Here is a 19,830-nt window from a genome sequence, read left to right on the forward strand (position 1 = left end):
GTCGAGTAGCAGCCGACTATCCACCGTAAGTGGCGTGAGCACAAGACTCACGTTGCATCACGAGTGAATTCCGGCCTCACTCAGTCCAGTCGTCGCAGAAACGCGGAGACCGGTTGACGGGTCTGAGCAGGAACGACTGCCGGATACCCGTACCAGATCAAGCCGGCGACACGTTCGGTGGCGGTATCGATCCCGAGCAACTGATCAAATTCGGGTTCGCGAGTGACATCGCCCGTCGCCCATTTGCTGCCGATTCCTTCCGCCCACAATGCAAGCATCAGGTTCTGAATGAAACAGCAGCACGCTGCATAGTCTTCGCCCTCGCGAAACGCGTCTCCGGATCGGGTACAGGTGACAGCGAGCCAGCCGGGAATGGACGACCATGACTTTCGTTTGGCTTCTGCTTCGGCCGGACCTTTTTTCTTCTCGATCAGCCGCGCGTTCAGTTCGGTGATCGCAGAGGCCGTTTTGGGGCCCAGCCAGTAGACTCGCCACGGCTCGGTCTTTTTATGGTTGGGGGCCCAGCGAGCAACTTCGATGGCAGCCTCAATCAGCGAGGCGTCGGGAAGCTCGGGCCGGAACGCTCCGATCGTGCGGCGGCCACGAATGACTTCAGAAATCGTTTGTGACACGATTGTCCTTACTTGAAACGGGTAATGAGAAATCTTCAGATCGCCCGATGGGACGTTGGCGGGGCACCGAATGAGGCCACCCCTCGATCCGTCTTGGGGAATGACTTGGCCTCACCAATGAGCCCTCATCCCCTGCGAATGGCTTCCATGGGGGACATTCGCAGGGCCCAGAGAGCGGGATAGAGGCCGCCGATCATGCCCAGGAAGGTACTGAATCCCAGGCTGAACAGCAGCAGACCCGGGCTGGCATACAGATAGAGTCTCGTAGAATAGATGGTGTTTAGTATCTGAACGGCAATCCATCCCGCCAGACAGCCGAGAATCCCGCCGCTCAGTCCCAGTAAGGCACTCTCCCAGGTGACCAGTCGCATCACGTCCCACGCTGACCAGCCGTTTGCTTTCAGGACCCCGAATTCAATTAATCGTTCCGCGACACTCATCAGCATCGTATTCAGGATGCTGAGTAACGCGATGATGATCCCGATCCCCGTCATAAGATAGAGAAAGATGTCGAGGTCAGAACTCAAATCTGCAATCTTGTCACCCCAGTCCTGAGCGGAACGGACTTCGATGCCATCTTCATCACTCGCCTGTTGGTCAGATGGGGTCTCTGCGGATGGGGCCGTTAACAGGGAATTCCCCGGGGCAGAAAAACTGTTCCCTTGCAGCCGGCTGGCGGCCGCTTCCAGCAACTGGGCGATGGCGTTCAGCAGCCCGGCCAGTCCCGCCTGCGGAAATTCGACGAGAGCGTTCGTTCGCCAGTCGCTGGCACGACGACCCTGAAACTTCTGGCGGATCTCTTCAATCAGCTGTTCTTTCGATACGCTGTCGTCCGGTTCGATATAAACTGAAGAGACCAGCGAGTCGTCAAACTTGCCGATCTTTCTGACGGAGTTTCCGTCAAGGACAATCGCAATATCAAGCAGTAGTGATCCACACTGATAGATGCCGACCACGGTCAGGTCATAGCCATCCACATGCAGACGGTCGCCAATTGTCTTCTTAAATGCTTCAGCGATGGGGCGACTGATCACGCAGTTAAATGTGCCGATATCGTCTGTCGTCAGGAATCGTCCCGCGACGATGTCGTCGCGGTAGATGGCCTCTTTCAACTCCAAAGTCGTCTTGATGTCGGTGCCGAACAGGAACCGAGGGGGACTGAATGTGGGTTTTCCTTCGACAAGCTGGGCACGAGCCCAGACTTCCGGACGGGCTTTGCGAACCCCCTTCACTTCGGCGATCTCGGCAACCCAGCCGATCGGCAATCGCGAGAATAATGGGATGGGCGCTCCTGGCTGCATCGCCGCCAGGCCGGGTATACGGCTGAAGGTTTTTCCGACAAGGTCGTCGATGCCGGTGGCGATGGAAAACAGCCCGACCATCCCGGCGATGGCCACGGTCAGGCCGAGCAGTGCCAGGAGCGAGCGAACAGGACGGCTGATCAGATTTCGAAATGCAAACAGGAACATCGAGCAGGGCACTTTCCATCAAGTAACATGGCGGCGGATCGTACCTGTCGGCAAGGCTCTGTTGCACAGAACGTACCAATCCGACCTGGTTCAGACTCGCTGCATGACATAAACGATGTCTTCGGTGTCGTTCGTAATGTCGATTGGCCAGTCCAGGTCATAGCGGAAGTCGAACATTTCCAGTACCCGCAGCCGCGGTTCCGATGCGAACAACGAAAACATCTGCTCAGCAGTGTAGGTGCGAAAGATTGTTTCGTCAGTGATGCGGAACTGCTTTGTCGGAGTATAGACGTCGTAGGTCACGCCGATTCGTTCCTGACGTTTTTTGAGATTGGTCTCGATTGTCCAGAGATTCGAGACAACGGAGAGATTCCCGCGTGACGACGACCAGGACTCGGAAGTGCACTTGGCGGGAGTCTTCGGGGTCAGATGCAGCCCCAGGATATACAGCCCCCCTTTATTCAATGCATCGGCCACGCAGCGAAAATGGGCTTGGGCCGCCTCTTCCGTCGGAAGATGCCGAAAGGTGTTGATCATGTTGAAGGCGGCATCGACTTTTTTCTTCAGTTTGAAGTCCGCCATATCTCCGACGAAGGTCGACTCGGGATAGCCAGCCCGTTTCAACCGCGCGTTGCAGTAAGCGATGGCCTTTTCATTCAGGTCATTGCCCGAAATTTCGTAGCCCTCTTTCGCGAACTGAACGACCAGCCGGCCTGTCCCGCATGCCGGTTCGAACAGTCGTTTCACTGGCCGCTTGGCATACTTAGCGAAGCATTGTTTCAGAAACTTGTATTCTGCTGCCCAATCTGAGCCAAAGATCAAGTCGTAGTACTTTGGGTAGTCGTACAGATGACCGGCGATCGTTTCCATGAGCGGTGTCGGGCTCCAAGAGGGAGAGGTTTATCAACGAACGAAGGTTACGAACTCGTGAGTGAGTTCCGCAGTTGAAGCGGGAGTGTAACGCAATGGCACTGTAAGAACGAACGATGCCATTTCACCACGTTCGAAATTTCAGAAGAAGGCCCGCAAGAATGCTCGATCCCTGGCGCTGACCTGCCATCGGGAGTGTCCATCCCTGACAGAAGGGGCTCGCGGGCAATGATCCGCTACTGCCGAACGGTCTTCGTCCGCGAGTGTTTGCTTCCACGTCATCAGCCAGACCCGAGGAGAAAACTACTGCCCCGAGGCCCAGCCGCGACGACGTTGATCGGCGGCCCCCCATCGCATTCCGTCACTTTCAGAGATGTAAATCGAGTGGGCGTCTCCCTGGCGGGAACCGCGAGCGACAATTTGATGGCCCTTCTCTCGCAAGCTGGCTACGGCATCGGGGTGGTCGCGAAGGAGTCCCGTTTCAAGAGTCACCGTATCCGGCATCCACGCATGATGCAGGCGGGGGGCATCGACGGCATCACGGATCGGCATCTCAAATTCGAGCAGATTCAGCACGACACAGAAGACGGTGTTGATGATGGTGCGACCGCCGGGACTGCCGGTCACCAGCACTACTCGCTGATTACGAGTGACAATCACGGGAGTCATCGAACTGAGCATCCGTTTGCCCGGCGCTACGAGATTGGGCTTTGTTCCGATTAATCCCCTGGAGTCTGTCACACCCGGGCGGGGATTGAAGTCACCCATTTCGTCGTTCAACAGATATCCGGCCCCCTGAACCACAATTCGTGAGCCAAAGCTGTTTTCCAAGGTGTAGGTGTTGGAGACGGCCATCCCATCGCGATCGATCACGCTGAAGTGGGTCGTGTTCGGTCCATCCTCCGGCGTCAGAATATCGGCACCGAGTTCAGCGGAGGAGGTGGCTGTCGTGGGCGAGATGCTCTGCGCCAGTTCGGCAGCGTACTGCTTGGACGTCAGGTGCGGCGGTATGTCGACAAAGTCAGGGTCACCGAGAAACCTGGCGCGGTCGAGATAGGCTCGCCGCATACTTTCGATCATCAGATGCAGAGTCAGCGGTGACCAGCGGCCTTCCTGACGCAGGTTAAAAGTTTCGACCATATTGAGCATCTGGATCAGGGCGATACCCCCGGAACTGGGTGGGGCCGCAGCGAAGATCTCGTAGCCGCGGAAGGTGCCATGCACGGGAGCTCGCACCTCGGGTTCGTAAGCAGCGAGATCGGATCGGCGAATGAGTCCACCCCCGCGCTCCATTTCCGCTTCCAGCGAGTCCACCAGCGGTCCGGTGTAGAAGGCATCTGCACCCTCTGTCGCGATGGACGTCAACGTCGCTGCCAGATCATTCTGGATGAGTCTGTCCCCGGCCGTCCAGGTTTGTCGTCCGTTGTCCTTGCCCAGTACGCGAAGCAACTCGGCGTTGCCGCGGGACGTTTCGATGACCTCGTTCAGGGACTTGGCCAGTTCGTCGTTGATTTTGAAGCCCTCTCGCGCCAGCCGCGCGGCGGGCAGCACGAGTTGCTCCCAGGCAAGCCTGCCGAATCGGTTGTGAGCGAGTTGTAATCCCCGCACTGTTCCTGGGACCCCGACAAGTAAATGGGGGGATGTCCGTCCATTTGCGAACATATCGACTGTCGCGAGAGCGGGAGCTTTCTCGCGATAGTCGATCATGATCGGCTGAGCTTGACCGGGGGAATGGATCAGCATGAAGCCTCCCCCGCCGATGTTCCCCGCTTCAGGCCACGTGACAGCCAGTGCAAAAGCGGTTGCCACCGCTGCATCGACAGCGTTTCCCCCGGCATCGAGAACTTCGCGACCGATCACGGAGGCCGGTTGGGAAACAGAAACGACGATACCGAGACGGGACTGGCTGTCTTTGCCTTCCTTCAGTTCATCTGCCCAACTCGCCCGTCCAGCGATCCCGGCAGCGATCGTCCACAACACTATCCCGACCGAAAAGACGGAAGGGATCGAACGAGCGGGGTGCATGATGAACTGTCGCAAGGTTGGACCTTCCCGGGTTTAGCTCACCAGTCCGAATGCCTGCTCGGCAGCGTCCAGTGTGGCCTGAATGTCGGCTTCGGAATGTGCGGCGGAAACAAAATTCGCTTCGAACTGGCTGCATGCCAGGTAGATGCCCCGTTCGAGCATGGCGTGGAAGTACCGTGAGTACGCCTTTGTATCGCTCTGTGAAGCGACTTGCAGATTCGTCACCGCAGCAGGATTGAAGTAGAACGTGAACATGCTGCCGACGCGCGGAATCGTATGAGGGATGCGGGCGGCGGTCGCACGCTCGGCAAGCCCTGCGACGAGTGTCGACGTCAATTGATCCAGCTTCGGATAAGGGTTGTTGATTTTGAGCTGGGTGAGCGTTGCGATCCCACTGGCCATGGCCACAGGGTTCCCCGAAAGTGTCCCTGCCTGATAGACCGGCCCCACGGGTGAAACGGAGTTCATCACGTCAGCTCGGCCACCGTAGGCCCCGACAGGAAGACCGCCACCGATGATCTTTCCGAGTGTGGTCAGGTCGGGCCGGATTCCCCACAGGCTCTGCGCACCCCCGTAACTTACGCGGAAGCCGGTCATGACCTCGTCGAAGATCAGCAGCGAACCGTGCTTTTGACACAGGCTCTGCAGTGCCTGAAGGAACTCGGTCGTCGGGATGACCACGCCCATATTTCCCACGACGGGTTCCAGAATGACGGCGGCAATTTCTGATCCGCGCGCTGCGAAGGCGGACTCGAGCTGCTGTGGATCGTTGTATTCGAGCACGATCGTGTCAGCAGTGCAGCCGGCGGGGACCCCCGGGCTGGAGGGTGTCCCGAGTGTGAGTGCCCCGCTGCCCGCTTTGACGAGCAGGCTGTCGACATGTCCGTGGTAGCAACCGGCAAATTTGATGAGGACATTCCGGCCGGTGAATCCACGGGCGACGCGAATGGCGCTCATCGTCGCTTCGGTCCCGGAATTCACCATTCGCACTCGTTCAATCGATGGAACAGCCTCAATGACCAGTTCCGCCAGTTCTGTTTCCAGTTCGCACGGAGCACCAAAGCTGGTCCCCTTTTCGAGCGCTTTGTGGATCGCGGCGATGACGGCCGGGTGACGGTGTCCCAGGATGTGCGGCCCCCATGAACCGATGTAATCAACGTACCGGTTGCCATCGATATCAAACAGGTAGGCTCCCTCGGCACGGTCCATCACGACCGGGGTTCCGCCAACTCCACCGAAAGCGCGAGCGGGACTGTTCACCCCACCGGGGATCGATTTCTGGGCACGGTTAAAGTGTTGCTGGCTCTTCTGCTGTGTGAAGGTCATGTGTTCTGTCTATGGCGGAAAACGTGAGGAAGCAGGCCTTTGTTCGTCTGGATGAGGCCACACGACAAAAACCATGGAGGAAACGGGCCTGACGCCGTTATAGCGGCGCAGCAACCCGATGCGAAAGCTCGGCGTGAGCCTCGGACGGGGTGTGAGGATTTTCCTGGAGCCGTCCCCGGTGGGAGAACGGTCATCCCCCTTTTTTCGCGGCCTGCTGCATCCGGATGATCTCAAGTTTTGAGAGCGGACGACCATCGGGACCCGTTGTCGGAACGGCGGCGGGGGCTGCAGGAGCAGGAGCAGACGCTGCTTCCGTGACGACTGGTTCGGCAGGCACTGGTTCTGCGACAGCAGCCTCTGGCGCTGCGGCAGTCGGTGCTGGCGTGGCGACCGATTCGGCCGGAGCAGCGGCCGCCGCAGCCGCTTTTGCAGCCTGCTGCTTGCGGATCATGTCCAATGGAGACGGTTTGCCGGGGGCGGCAGTCGGGGCAGCCGAAGATGCGGCAGCAGCCTTGGCGCTTTGCTGAGCTCGGATTGCGTCGAGAGGGCTTTTGCCAGCGGCGGCAGGTTTGGGTGCTGCGGAGGGGGCTCCTGCTGCTGCGGGGGGCTTGGCCGCGGGCGCAGTCTTCGCTGCGGGGGGGGCTTTCTTGACGGGAGCGTCAACGACTTTCAAGTAGTCGGGATCGATGTCATACCAGCCGATGTCCACTGGTCCATCGAATTCGACGAGAGCCCGACAGTTCATGTTCACGGTGCGTACTTTGCCGGTCCAGTTTTCGAACCGTCGCAGCTCCGGAACACTTGCATCCACAACGACGAACTTGTCTGTCAAAAGTTCTTTCAGCTTTTCAGCTCGTTCAATCGACATTAGACCATCGCTCCATTGTCGTTTGGGGTTTCGTCTAGTCGCTCGCCAGTTGCACTGGATGTCCGACGATTCTGGAACAACCGGCCCTCGAAATCAAGCAGACCCCCGTGGAAGCGGCCTTGCAAGTCACTGGCGAAGTGACTGGGGCGACGGCACAGCTACGCCAGAAGTTTCTGCTGAACGTGGCCGGCCACGTCGGTCAGACGGAAATCCCGCCCCTGATGTCGGAATGTCAGTCGGCTATGGTCTAGTCCCAGGCAGTGCAGGATCGTGGCCTGGAGATCATGAACATGAATCGGGTCTTCGGCCGCGTGATAGCCGAGTTCATCCGTACTGCCGACAATCTGACCGCTCCGAATCCCGCCACCGGACAGCAGAACGGTGAAGCCAAAGGGATGATGATCCCGACCGGCCCGTTCGGGGTCTGTCCCGGGACCGCGCCGGACTTCATACATCGGCGTCCGGCCAAATTCTCCTGCCCAGATGACTAACGTATCCTCCAGTAAACCTCGTTGTTTCAGGTCCTTGATGAGTGCGGCAGCGGGCTGATCGGTCATTCGAGTATTGAGGGCGAGGTTTTTGTTCAGCTCGCTATGGTCGTCCCAGGTTGTGTGATAGAGCTGTACGAACCGGACCCCTCGTTCGACCATGCGGCGAGCCAGCAGACAATTTGTGCCGAACCCTCGTGTGGTTTCCTGATTCAGGCCGTACGCGTCCAGTGTGGACGCGGTCTCACTGGAAAGATCGACCAGTTCCGGGGCGGCGATCTGCATACGATAGGCCAGTTCATACGCGGCGATACGAGACTCAATCTCGGGATCACCGGTGACAGCCGAACGACGGGAATTCAGATCGCGCAGCGCATCCAGTCTCGACCGCTGGAACTTCGGGTTGACGCCAGGGGGGCTGTGGAGATGCAGGATAGGTGACCCCTGCCCGCGAAAGGTGACTCCCCGGTAGTTGGACGGCAGAAATCCGCTGCTCCAGGCCGCGGAACCGGAGTCGAGTCCCTTCCCCGAGTTTGACAACAGGACGACGAACCCGGGCAGGTTCTGTGATTCGCTGCCAAGACCCCATGTCACCCATGAACCCATGCAGGGATGGCCGAACTGGGTGGTGCCACACTGGAACAGCATCTGACCGGGATCGTGATTGGATGTTGTGGTGAACATCGAACGGACCATGCAGAGGTCGTCAGCACAGGTTCCCAGGTGCGGCAGGAAGTCAGAGAACTCCATTCCCGACTCGCCGTACCGCGTGAACTTGCGGGGGCTTGCCATGACGCTGGCGCCACCCTTGATCACCGAATCGGCAAGTGACTGAAGGAAGGATTCGGGGACCGGTTGCCCGTGCAAGCGTTGCATTTCTGGTTTGGGGTCAAACAGATCCAGTTGGCTCGGTCCGCCCCCCATAAAGAGAAAGATGACATTCTTCGCGCGCGGAGTGAAGTGGGGTTGCCGGGACGGGCTCGGCGCTTGGGAACCAGGCGGGGTCAGATTCCCCACTCCGCTCGCGTAACCGTCTTGTGAGAGAAGACTGGCGAGAGCCATGCCTCCGACGCCATAGGCCGAGTTGGTGAGAAAAGAGCGCCGGTTGATGGATGGTATTCCGGGTAGAGCAGGCTTCGAGGCGGTCGTCGGGGACATCGAGGTAACCTCTTTCCGCTATTCACGGGTGATGAACTCATGCAGATTCAGCAGGATGCTCGCGATACTTGTCCAGGCGCTGAGGGAGGACCTGTCCTGCGAAGCGGACGAGACATGCGGTGCAGCGACCTGCTCCCGCGGCAGGGAAGTCAGCTCGTGGAAGTGGTCTGTCAGCCGTTGTTGTTCGAATGGATCGGGACTGCGTCCCAAGACGAGCTGAAAGCCGTACGTCAGCCGGCCATCGAAATCGTTAGGTCCTTCGCACGTGATTCGTTCGGCAAGTGACTCAGCGGCCTCCCAGAAGATGGGATCGTTGAGCAGGGTGAGGGCCTGCAGCGGGGTATTCGATCGTTCGCGGCGGACACAGACGCGTGAGTTCGTCGGAGCGTCGAACGTGACTCCCTGGGCATACGGGGAAAGCCGTTGCAGCCATGTGTAGAGGCCTCTGCGGTTTCGGTCCGCACCTTCACTGGCTTTCCAGGTTTGATCAAAACCTTCCATCGATACCGACTCGGGTTGAGGTGGAAAGACGCTTGGTCCCCCAATCTGGTCGGCAAGCAGTCCGCTGACGGCAAGTGAAGCGTCTCTCACCTGCTCGGCCGAAAGCCTCAGCGGTACCTGTCGCGCGAGCAGTCGATTCTGCGGGTCGCGAACGATGAGATCCGGCCGGACATGCGAAGACTGGCAGTAGGTCCGCGATGTGGCAATTCGGCGGTGCAGTCTCTTCAGGCTCCCCCCCATTCGATGCAGTTCATCTGCGAGCCAGTCGAGTAGTTCGGGATGGCTGGGCCGGTCGCCGTTGAGACCAAAATTATCCGCCGTCTCGACCAGTCCTCGACCGAAGAATTCCTGCCAGGCTCGATTGACGAAAACGCGGCCCGTCAGCGGATTGTCTTTCGAAGCCAGCCAGTTGGCCAGGTCAAGACGTGAAGTCAATTCCCCGGTCGCGGCGAAGTTAGGCGCATCGGCGACCACAAGGTTTGCCTCCTGATAGGGCTGGGATTCGGGGGAGCCCACAGCAGCGAGGGAATTCTGTGATGTCAGATTTGTTACTATCAGCCATTCAGGAATTGCCGGTTTCACGACATCGCCAGCCACTCGAAAATCACCACGTACGTGCAGATAGGACTGACGCGGGGTTACCGTTTCCTGCATGACCGGTGCACGGGTCGCTCCGGGTGCCTGCTTTGCCAGTTCGAGGAGTTGGCTTTGCAGTTCCGGTAGCTTCAATTCTTTGAAGCGTGCAGGGTCGGTTAATTCTCCCCAGCGGAGAAAATAGTCGAGCAGTCGATCGCGTTGATCCTGGGTGCGACTGGCCATGGGAATCAGGACGATCTGGCACCCTTCGAGCTGCCCCTCGCCGAGTTCCCCACCCCAGACGAGCCCCAGGATTTCCCACTGACGGAACCACAAATAATCCTGGCCGGGGTTTGCTGCTGCGTGCAGCATTTTCTTTTCCCAGCGGTCCTGGAGTTCCAGGATCGCGGCGAGTTGAGGGGCAAGTAGCTCCGTTCGTCGCTTGTCGTAGTCCGGCTTTTCCCGGGCGTAGTGATCTTTTTCGTGAGGCAGCGGTGCCGCGATGTTGACTTCGTCGGCATTGTTGAAGAAGGCGTAAAGTCCGTAGAACTCACTCTGTGACAACGGATCGAATTTGTGGTCGTGGCAACGCGCACATCCCACTGTTAAGCCGAGCCATGCGGTGCCGACCATCGTTGCCCGGTCGACAATCTGCTCGACCCGGTATTCCTCCAGGTCGGCCCCCCCTTCTCGATTGCTGAGCGTATTTCGCAGGAAGCCCGTTCCCAGGAGTTGCTGCTCGGTGGCACCGGGGATGAGATCACCAGCGATCTGCTGCATCGTGAAATCCGTCAGCGGCAGGTCGCTATTAAGAGCGTCGATCAGCCATTGACGATATCGCCAGGCAACGGGGCGTTTCTGGTCGGTCAGGTATCCATCAGTGTCGCCGTAGTGGCACAGGTCGAGCCAGGGTCGTGCCCAGCGTTCGCCGTAATGAGGTGAGGCGATCAGACGATCGACCAGACGTTCCACCGCATCGGGAGAGTGATCGGCGACGAACTCGTCGACTTCGGCCGGAGTCGGAGGAAGTCCGATGAGGTCGAATGTCAGACGGCGAATCAATGTCCGGCGGTTTGCCAGAGGTGCTGGTGTTAGTCCTTCTGACTCAAGCCGCGCGAGAACAAATCCGTCAATCGGTCCCGGTGCAACGTCCTGATCCGCCAGCAGCTTCTGAGATGGGTTCGCATCAATCACCGGAACCTGTGGGCGGACAACGGGTCTGAAAGACCAGTGGGACCTCGCAATCTCAGCAGGAGAGCGGTCCAGCCTGAGACTATCCGGCCAGGGCAGGCCCTCGTTGATCCAGCGTCGAAGTCCTTCGATCTGCTCAGGTCGCAGGCGGGGACCTTCAGGCGGCATAACCACGTGATCCGGGGCAGTGCCGGTGACGAGTTGAAACAAGCGGCTTTCATCGGCATTCCCGGCGATCACGATCTGATGGTTGTCGCCGCCACGAAGAATGGCTTCGCGCGAGTCGAGCCGCACCCCCCCTTCGTGCTGCCTGCGGCCATGACATTCCAGGCAGCGAGCCTGAAGGAGTGGCGCAATGGTCCGTTCGACGTCGAACGTATCTGAGTCGTTTGAATTGAAGCCCTGCGAGGCCGGAGTTTCTTGTGCCTCGGACCCCGTCAGGAGTATATGTGACGGAAATAACGCTCCCATCAGGATGGCAATCAAAAGCCCATCTCGTCGCATCATCTTTTCACCCTGGTTGATGAATCATAAGGGGTTGTTTATGCGCGAATGCGCTGGCGGGGCCATGGCCATTCCTGAAAACTTTAGAATACGGTTCTAATCTTATGAGTATTCCCATGTCAACACGCTCGACCACTCCCGGTCGTCGGCGCGAGGCGACAGACCAGCGCCGACGAGAGATTCTGGATGCTTCTCTGGAGCTCTTTTTGCGGCAAGGGATCCCCGGCACGACAATGCCGCAAATCTGCGCCGCGTCTGGCGCAAGTACGGGAAGTGTCTATCATCTTTTCGAAGGGAAAGATGACATCGCCATGACGCTGTTTCTCGAAGGGATGCAGAGCTATGAGCGGGATATGCTACGCTCGATTGAACGAAAAACATCGCTACGAAGCGTTATCCACGCGTTGATTTCGACACATCTCAAAATTGTCATCAATGCACCGGCCTTATCACTCTATCTGGCGCGATTAGGGCTGGCCGATGTTCAGGGGGATATCAACGCCAAGCACCGGGAACTGAGCGATAACTTCGCGCAAAAAATTGCCCTGCGCCTGAGACCGTTCGCGGAGCGTGGTGAGTTAGTCAAGCTGCCGCTGGAACTGTATTTCTCACAGATAATTGGCCCTGCAGCTCATCTTGCGCGCGCCTGGCTGATGGGCCGTGTGAGCAGTAACCTGCGATCCGCAATCGAACCGTTGGCACTCGCTGCCTGGAAGTCGCTGCGAGTGGATGCCAACTGAAATTCGCGGTGTCGTCGCGGTTTCGATGGTGAAGAATCTGCGGCTGGTGGCCTGTAGAGGGACTTCATGGGACACTCCCCTTCCCGAGAACGAGCCCTGGCACGGGGCATCGACTCGAACATTTCCTCTCAACTTCTCGAATTAGAAGTGAGCTGTCGCGACGGCTGCGGTACGTGGCAGGTTGCCTCTGTAACCCCCCGCTTCTTGTTCAAGCGTCATGATGCCGATCGGCAGCGGGTGGACGGAACCCTGTAATTCACCCAACATGCGGTCTACAATGGCTGGCGGTTGTCACTCGATTCCCTCTGAGGTTCAACATGTTCCGCTTTCCAGCTATGGTCATCAGTGGATTTGCACTGGTGCTGGCGTTTGCCGCTTATCCACTTTTCGGCGACGCGGTTGTTGAGTCGCAGGTACGACTACTCAACGATATCAAGTTCCTTGCTTCAGATGATCTGGAAGGGCGCGGTGTCGGGACCAGCGGTCTTAATATCGCCGCTCAGTTCATCAAGACCGAATTTGCCAAAGCAGGGTTGGCCGTCGATCGGGTGGACGGAGATGCCTTCCAGAAATTTGACATCGCGACTGGTTCAAAGCTTGTCGGCACCAACTCGTTGCGACTGGTGGGGCCAGAAGGAACGACGATCGAACTGAAAATCGGTGACGATGTCGAAGGCTGTTCATTCGGGGGAAGTGGGAAGTTCGATGGCGACGTGGTGTTCTGTGGGTATGGGATCGATGCCAGCGATGAAGGCTACAACGATTTTGAAGGGATTGATGTCGAAGGAAAGGTGATCATCGTCTTGCGACGGAATCCACGTCAGAGCGATCCCTCCAGTCCCTTTGCCAGCACACATGGGATTTCCCGACATGCAGATTTGCGAACAAAAATGACAAATGCAGCCGCCCAGAAAGCGGCTGCGGTGCTGTTCGTGAACGACCCCTACTCGGGCCGGAAAGCAGCAGAAACGCGTCGTGAAAACCTCTATAGCGCCCATGAAAAGGTCTCGCTTGCGGCGGAAGCATTTTTATCTGCCGACGCCAACGACGTCGAAAAGTTCAACGAAGCCCGGAACCAGCTGGCCGAAGCGACCAATCAGGCGAAGTCGATTCGGGCCGCTGCCGAAAAAAGTGATGACGACCCGCTGATGAAGTTTGGGTATGCAGGGAGCGGGGAAAACAAGGCGTTCCCGCCCGCCTTTCATATCTCAATCAAGACGTGTGATCAGATTCTGGCGTCGCTCAAGACGGATTTATCCAAGCTGGAAGCTGAGATCGATTCGACTCACAAACCAAAGTCCATGGCTGTTACGGGTTGGCGAGCTCAGGGTGAACTCAATGTCGAAAAGGTGCGCGCCGACGTCTCCAACGTCATTGGGGTGATTGATGGGGAAGGACCGCTGGCAGATGAGACCATCGTGATCGGTGCTCATTACGATCACGTCGGCCGGGGTGGCCAAAACTCGCTGGCTCCCGGTTCTACCGAGATTCACAACGGGGCAGATGACAACGCTTCCGGAACAGTCACGCTGCTGGAGCTGGCACGACGTTTTGGGGAGAAGGCCAGGATCGCCAAGCCCTCACGCCGCCTGGTCTTCATCGCTTTCACCGGCGAAGAACTGGGGCTGCTGGGTTCGGCCCGGTACTGTAAAGAGCCCGTGTTTCCGCTGGACACGACCATCGCCATGCTGAATATGGACATGGTCGGCCGACTGAAAGATGACAAACTGATTGTTTACGGTACAGGGACAAGTCCCCGCTGGGAGCCCGAACTGAAGCAATTCAACGGCGACGCAGGGTTTAAGCTGATCTTCAAGCCGGAAGGGATTGGGCCCAGTGACCATGCCTCGTTCTATGCCAAGAAGATTCCGGTGCTGCATTTCTTTACGGGTGAGCACGCGGACTACCACAAGCCGACAGACGATTGGGAGAAGATTAATATCGAAGGGGTGTCCCGGGTTGCCAATCTGATGGAAGCGATGATCGATGCAACGTTGAGGCAATCTGAGCGTCCCGCGTATGTCGAAGTTCAGGGGAACAGTACCCCCGGTCGTGGCGGCAGTCGCCCTTACGTCGGAACCATTCCCGAGTTTGGCAACGAGGAACCGGGGTATGCGATCAGTGGTGTTTCGGCGGGGGGGCCAGCACAAAAGGGTGGCTTAAAAGGAGGTGACCGAATCGTGAAGCTCGGTCCGCACCCGGTCAGCAACCTTGACGATTTCGACGCGGCACTGAGAAAATTTGCACCGGGGGATGTCGTCGACTTCACGGTCATCCGTGACAAGCAAGAGCAGACTTTTAAAGTGACGCTTGATCCGCCGAGATAACGTGCAACATTGACGGTGAGGGGGCGTGGGTGAATCGCCGCGCTTGCTCGTTCCGTTTTCCACTTTGATCACATTCGTCCTGAGTAAGTTATCTGGACTGGAGCCACACCATGCGAAGTCTGCCTCGACGTCGAATTGTCGGCACTTTGCTCGCTTTGTGTCTCCCGCTGGTGGGTTGCTCAAAAACACCGACAGAGGCTCCAGTCACGTCGGTCGCCAGTACCAGGCCGGTGCCGCCGCCGTCTCCTGCGGGGACGGGTCCCGGAACCTCTCAGTCGCAGCCGAAGCCTCAATCCAAGCCATCGGGGGGCAAAACGTCATCGCTTGTTGCGAATGTGGATCCCCGTTTTCTGTTTGTCGTCAGCGGTCCGGGACAGCTGGTTGAAGTGGATGCTGATCCGCCGGTCTCTCCCGCGAACAAGTTCGAAGTGACGTCTGCTGACCAACTGTATGACTCGACCCAGTTCGTCGTTAACGCGACCGCCAGTCAGTCGCTGTCGGGAGGCACGGCGGTCGAGCGTAAGGCGGGATTTACGCTTCCGCCAGGCTTTGAAGAAGTGCGCGAGTACGGATTCACCCCGGAAGGTTATCCCCAGCGAATTCTGTGCACGAAGAATGGAACCCAGCTTGCGTGTGTTCCTGCCGGGCCTGCCATTGTCGGTTCTGATATCGGCCCTGATGTCAGCAGGCCTTCGATCACAGTGGAACTCGACACGTACTACATGCAGGTGCTCGAAGTCACAATTCAAGACTTTGAGAGGTACCGCGTCGAAATGCGCGAGAAAAAGAAGACGGTTCCCCCGGCTCCGCTGAATGCCTCGAGTCCCCCCCAGTTGCCGGCGTTAGGGCTTCCCTGGGGGATTGCAGTCAATTACGCCAAGTGGGCGGGCATGGAGCTTCCGACGGAAGCCGAGTTTGAGAAAGCGGCTCGTGGTACTCACGGGCTGAGAACACCCTGGGGGGACGGAAGACCTCTCTGGGCCGAACGCACAATCTCGGCGACGGGAGTCTTCGCTGCCGACCGCAGCCCTTACGGAATTTATGACCTGGCGGGGAACGCCTCTGAGTGGTGCGCAGATCTGTACTCGGCGACGGCTCATGAAGAAGCCGTGAACTCAATTTCGAAGGACAGTCTGAAAAACTGGAGCGGCCCGAAGAAGGTTCGTGACATGAATCTTCGCGTCGTCAAGGGAAATGGCGAGAACTGGAGTATCTGGCATCGGACCGGAAAGGATATGGGGAAAGCCCATGGCGACGTCGGATTCCGCTGTGTACTCAGGATTCCCCGCGGCACCAAGTGATGGTGTCACCTTCGGCTCGACAGGTTAGATCTGCAGGTTAGCTCGACACCGGGCCGTTTCTGCGAATCAGTTCATTCTCCGTGTCGGGCCTGAAGTCTGAACTGTTCTGGTCCGGTCAGCGATTCGAGCGGGCTCGGGTCCGGGAGGTGCCGCGATCAAGCGACACTTCCCGGAGTTGATGCGCGTTCGTGGGTCAGGCCTCGTCCTTCCAGTTGAGGACGACTTTCCCCGACTGTCCTGACAGCATGACTTCAAAGCCCTTTTCAAATTCGGTGTAGTGATAGCGATGTGTGATGACGGGGCGGATATTCAGTCCACTCTCCAGCATGACGGACATCTTGTACCACGTCTCGTACATCTCACGGCCGTAGATTCCTTTGATTGTCAGCATGTTGAAGACTACCAGGTTCCAGTCGATGGCGATCTGTTCCGACGGGATACCCAGCATGGCGATCTTGCCGCCATGGGCCATGTTTGCCAGGAGCTCACGAAATGCGGTCGGATTGCCGGACATTTCCAGCCCGACATCGAATCCTTCCTTCATACCGAGCTGCTTCTGGACATCAGCGAGGTTCCCTTTCGAGACGTTCAGGGCAACGGTCGCCCCCATGGATTTCGCCAGCTCTAGCCGGTAGTCGTTGACATCAGTGATGACGACATAGCGGGCTCCGGCGTGTCGGACGATGGCGGCCGCCATGATGCCGATCGGCCCTGCCCCGGTGATCAGAACATCTTCCCCCAGCACGGGAAATGACAGTGCCGTGTGAACGGCATTTCCAAAGGGGTCGTAGATTGAAGCCACGTCGCGGTCGATATCGTCTCGATGGTGCCAGACGTTGGTCATGGGCAGCGAAAGGTATTCTGCGAAAGCACCGGGGCGATTGACGCCGACCCCCTTCGTGTCTTTGCAGAGATGGCGGCGGCCTGCGAGACAGTTTCGACACCGGCCGCAGACAACGTGTCCTTCGCCGCTGACGACTTCCCCAGGGTGGAAATCGGTGACATTGGAACCAACTTCGACAATTTCGCCCACGAACTCGTGACCCACAACCATGGGGACGGGAATTGTCTTTTGCGCCCACGCATCCCACTTGTAGATATGCAGGTCCGTTCCACAAATTCCGGTTCGGTCCACGCGGATCAGAACATCATTGATGCCAATTTCAGGGACTGGAACGTCCTGCAGGGTGAGTCCCGGAGCGGACTGGGCTTTCACCAGGGCCTTCATCGTCTTCATGCTGTGACCTTAACGGTTTGAGAGGGGATCTGTTGTCGACGTTGCAACGGATGAGAAGAGGTTCCGAGATGTGCTCATGCAAGACGGCAGTAACAGCTCTGTGAAGATCTGTCGGATTCATCATGCCCATTCGAATTCCGTAGAGTGATGAACCAGCTAAAGTTTACTTCACAGAGAGTCACAACAGTGAGGATCACTCCTTAGGACGCTTGTCTTCGAGGTGCTGTTTCGATCGCCGCTGAATGGCCGCGAAAATTGCGTCAGCGATCGCGCGCATCCCTTTGTCACCCGGATGCCCGGCAACTCCGGCGTGTTCGATGACACGTTCCGACCTGGCAAAGTTCGACTCATCTTCTGCAAGACGATGAATATCGACATAAGTGGCGTCGACACTCGCGCAGGCCTGCTTCATGATCTGGTCCTTGGTGGCATTCGGCCAGAAGGAACTCCTCACGAAAATCGCTTGAGGCTGCCGGGCTTTGAGTGATGCAAGAAGCCGATCCAATGCAGCCGCGAACTGCTTCTCGGCCTCGGGTGTGGCCAGTTCGGAAACATTTTCCCCGATCGCGACGATGACCACCTGCGGTGCGAAGTCGAGTTCTGCTTTCAGTTTCCCCTCAATGTCGTAGTCGTTGTAGCCACGTTCGAAGTCAGCAATGTTCCGAACTTTTGTTTTCGGCATCGACGCCGCTTCTGCGATTTGGCCCGACAAAAGATGGACATAATCCAGTTCCTGAGCGCTCGCCGCCATCCCCCAGTTACCCGTCCAGCCGATTGCGGGGGCAGGCGAATGTAGTGTGATACTGTTTCCAAGAAACAGCACTCTTGAGACATCAAGACTTCCCATCGTCGTTTTCTCGACGGCGACGGTTCCCTCCTCCTGCTCTGCGCGGACCGGGGAGGGTGAGGTCCCGCTGATGCCGAGGTAGAGAAATGTCAGGAGCAGAGCGACGAGTTGCAGTGATTTCATTGAGTCGACTTCCGTGCAAAAGAATTTCGATTGATGTAACCGCGGGGATGATTCTCGGATGTGGACCGGAAATCACAAGTTGGCAATCACGAATGAATGTTCGCCAGTCGACGCAACGCAGCCCCATCTCAGTGAACCCGCGGTTGTTTCGATGGATCATTCGGTCCGTATCGGCTCAGGGATTGGACAGGGGAAGGGACTTAACGGACTTCGGATCGAAAGAAAATCCGCTGCAAATTCCCGACGCCGGATCGCGGGCGCCGTTGCTCGGGGATGACTTCGACGCACCGCGCGAGAAGCGTCGTGAGCATTGAAAACGGGGGCGATTGGGTGGTCAACTCCTCAGCCCCGGGGCTGCTTTGTGCGGGCAGATACTTTGAAAAAGAGGCCTTCACTGCGATGATTTTTCCTGATGTGTGCGGAGTTGACAGAGTGCCTCCTCTTGCGATAATGCGGGCCGTTATATGGTATGCCCTTACAAGGATGGTTATTCGCCGGATTTGTCATTAAAACCTGGGGCATGCGTACGACGCCTCTGTGCAATCTTCGGGTTCACAGAGGCGAATTTGTTTGTGTGCGACCGAAAATAGGGGGATGAACCCTGTTTCGGCAGCCGATGAGGTATCCAAGATTCGTTGTTTGGGCCGGTTGCAGGAGGGGCTCAAGACGGCGGATTTGACGCTGTTGTTCCAATCGCCGGAAAACGTGATTCACTGGAAAACGTGATCATTTGACGCGATTGGGAAGCGCCGTTACGATGCGTATCTTGGGGAATGCTGCACTTTTTGCAGAATAACTTGGTTAAAACTACAGAATTGGATTCTGGGCCCGCTCAATTGCGTGGAGGAGTCATTACGTGTCTGAAATTGTGGTGAAAGATTTTCTCGAAGCGGGCATCCATTACGGCCATCGTACCAGTCGATGGAATCCCAAGATGCGACCCTACATTTACGGTCGCCGAAATCTCATCCACATCATCGATATCAAAGAAACCATTCGTGGATTGCTCCGCGCCAAGAAGTACCTGCAGAAGGTGGCTTCTCAGGGAAGCCTGGTTCTGTTCTGCGGTACGAAGAAGCAAGCTGCGGAGACAATCCGTGATTGTGCCAACTCGGTCAACATGCCTTATGTTGATTACCGATGGCTGGGTGGGATTTTCACCAACTTCCGTACCATGCGAACCCGCATGAAGCGACTGGAAGAGCTGGATCAGATCTTCTCGTCCGGTGATATCAATACCTACTCCAAGAAGATGCAGTCCAAGCTGTTGCGCGAACACCGCAAGATGCTTCGCAATATCAATGGTCTACGATTGATGAACCGGTTGCCGGAAGCAATCATCGTTGTTGATCCCAAGAAGGAACACAACGTCGTTCACGAAGCGCATCTGGTCGGCATCAAGGTCATCGCTCTGCTGGATACCGATTGCAATCCCGATGACGTCGATCTTCCGATTCCCGGCAACGACGACAGCATTCGTTCGATCCAACTCGTTCTGAAGCACTTGACCGCCGCTGTTGCAGAAGGTCGGAACATGGTGCCGAAAGAAGAAGTCGAACAACCACTGGAAGAGCAGTACAAAGCCCGGCCTTCGATTCAGTCGTAGTTCGAATGGCTGTATGAGTGGTTTGCGGCGCAAACGTGTTG

At 57.4% G+C, this 19,830-nt stretch carries 14 protein-coding genes; 4 read left to right on the forward strand and 10 right to left on the reverse strand.

Annotated elements, in window-relative coordinates:
* Nucleotides 1-80 precede the first annotated feature (80 nt).
* From ACGY09_RS22375 to ACGY09_RS22410, 8 genes are all read right to left on the reverse strand, one after another.
* A complete protein-coding gene (locus ACGY09_RS22375; RefSeq protein ID WP_397569502.1) occupies nt 81-632 on the reverse strand; it encodes a nitroreductase in 552 nt (183 codons plus the stop codon).
* A gap of 125 nt (nt 633-757) precedes the next feature.
* Nucleotides 758-2,101: an ABC transporter permease gene (locus ACGY09_RS22380; RefSeq protein WP_397569503.1), complete on the reverse strand. Its 1,344-nt coding sequence runs from the start codon at nt 2,099-2,101 to the stop codon at nt 758-760.
* Nucleotides 2,102-2,191: 90 nt separating this feature from the next.
* Nucleotides 2,192-2,971, reverse strand: a complete 780-nt coding sequence (locus tag ACGY09_RS22385; RefSeq protein WP_397569504.1) for a class I SAM-dependent methyltransferase — start codon at nt 2,969-2,971, stop codon at nt 2,192-2,194.
* Nucleotides 2,972-3,274: 303 nt separating this feature from the next.
* A complete protein-coding gene (gene ggt, locus ACGY09_RS22390) occupies nt 3,275-5,011 on the reverse strand; it encodes a gamma-glutamyltransferase (protein WP_397569505.1) in 1,737 nt (578 codons plus the stop codon).
* 18 nt (nt 5,012-5,029) lie between these two features.
* Nucleotides 5,030-6,322, reverse strand: a complete 1,293-nt coding sequence (hemL, locus tag ACGY09_RS22395; protein WP_373652754.1) for a glutamate-1-semialdehyde 2,1-aminomutase — start codon at nt 6,320-6,322, stop codon at nt 5,030-5,032.
* A gap of 190 nt (nt 6,323-6,512) precedes the next feature.
* A complete protein-coding gene (locus ACGY09_RS22400; protein WP_397569506.1) occupies nt 6,513-7,190 on the reverse strand; it encodes a hypothetical protein in 678 nt (225 codons plus the stop codon).
* A 158-nt stretch (nt 7,191-7,348) separates the two neighbouring features.
* Nucleotides 7,349-8,836 (reverse strand): DUF1501 domain-containing protein, encoded by a 1,488-nt coding sequence (locus tag ACGY09_RS22405; RefSeq protein WP_397569507.1) that lies wholly within the window; start codon nt 8,834-8,836, stop codon nt 7,349-7,351.
* Nucleotides 8,837-8,854: 18 nt separating this feature from the next.
* On the reverse strand, nt 8,855-11,611 hold the full coding sequence (locus ACGY09_RS22410) for a PSD1 and planctomycete cytochrome C domain-containing protein (RefSeq protein WP_397569508.1): 2,757 nt from the start codon (nt 11,609-11,611) through the stop codon (nt 8,855-8,857).
* 113 nt (nt 11,612-11,724) lie between these two features.
* Between ACGY09_RS22410 and ACGY09_RS22415 the strand changes: the two genes are divergently transcribed.
* The 3 genes from ACGY09_RS22415 (at nt 11,725) to ACGY09_RS22425 (ending at nt 15,976) form a co-directional block, all read left to right on the forward strand.
* Nucleotides 11,725-12,348, forward strand: a complete 624-nt coding sequence (locus tag ACGY09_RS22415; protein WP_373652750.1) for a TetR/AcrR family transcriptional regulator — start codon at nt 11,725-11,727, stop codon at nt 12,346-12,348.
* Nucleotides 12,349-12,665: 317 nt separating this feature from the next.
* Nucleotides 12,666-14,675: a M28 family peptidase gene (locus tag ACGY09_RS22420; protein WP_397569509.1), complete on the forward strand. Its 2,010-nt coding sequence runs from the start codon at nt 12,666-12,668 to the stop codon at nt 14,673-14,675.
* A 110-nt stretch (nt 14,676-14,785) separates the two neighbouring features.
* The gene (locus tag ACGY09_RS22425) at nt 14,786-15,976 is read left to right on the forward strand and encodes a formylglycine-generating enzyme family protein (RefSeq protein ID WP_397569510.1); all 1,191 of its coding nucleotides are present in this window, start codon (nt 14,786-14,788) and stop codon (nt 15,974-15,976) included.
* Nucleotides 15,977-16,169: 193 nt separating this feature from the next.
* On the opposite strand, the gene tdh is transcribed toward ACGY09_RS22425, so the two are convergent.
* Together tdh and ACGY09_RS22435 are read right to left on the reverse strand one after the other, a co-directional pair.
* Nucleotides 16,170-17,204, reverse strand: a complete 1,035-nt coding sequence (tdh, locus tag ACGY09_RS22430; protein ID WP_373653809.1) for an L-threonine 3-dehydrogenase — start codon at nt 17,202-17,204, stop codon at nt 16,170-16,172.
* 202 nt (nt 17,205-17,406) lie between these two features.
* Complete coding sequence (locus tag ACGY09_RS22435; RefSeq protein ID WP_397569511.1) at nt 17,407-18,183, reverse strand: SGNH/GDSL hydrolase family protein; 777 nt, start codon at nt 18,181-18,183, stop codon at nt 17,407-17,409.
* Nucleotides 18,184-19,039: 856 nt separating this feature from the next.
* On the opposite strand from ACGY09_RS22435, the gene rpsB reads away from it, so the two are divergent.
* On the forward strand, nt 19,040-19,789 hold the full coding sequence (gene rpsB / locus ACGY09_RS22440) for a 30S ribosomal protein S2 (RefSeq protein WP_373652745.1): 750 nt from the start codon (nt 19,040-19,042) through the stop codon (nt 19,787-19,789).
* Nucleotides 19,790-19,830: the final 41 nt, after the last annotated feature.

The sequence above is a fragment of the Schlesneria sphaerica genome, from assembly GCF_044336245.1.
In the GTDB taxonomy this organism is placed as follows: domain Bacteria; phylum Planctomycetota; class Planctomycetia; order Planctomycetales; family Planctomycetaceae; genus Schlesneria; species Schlesneria sphaerica.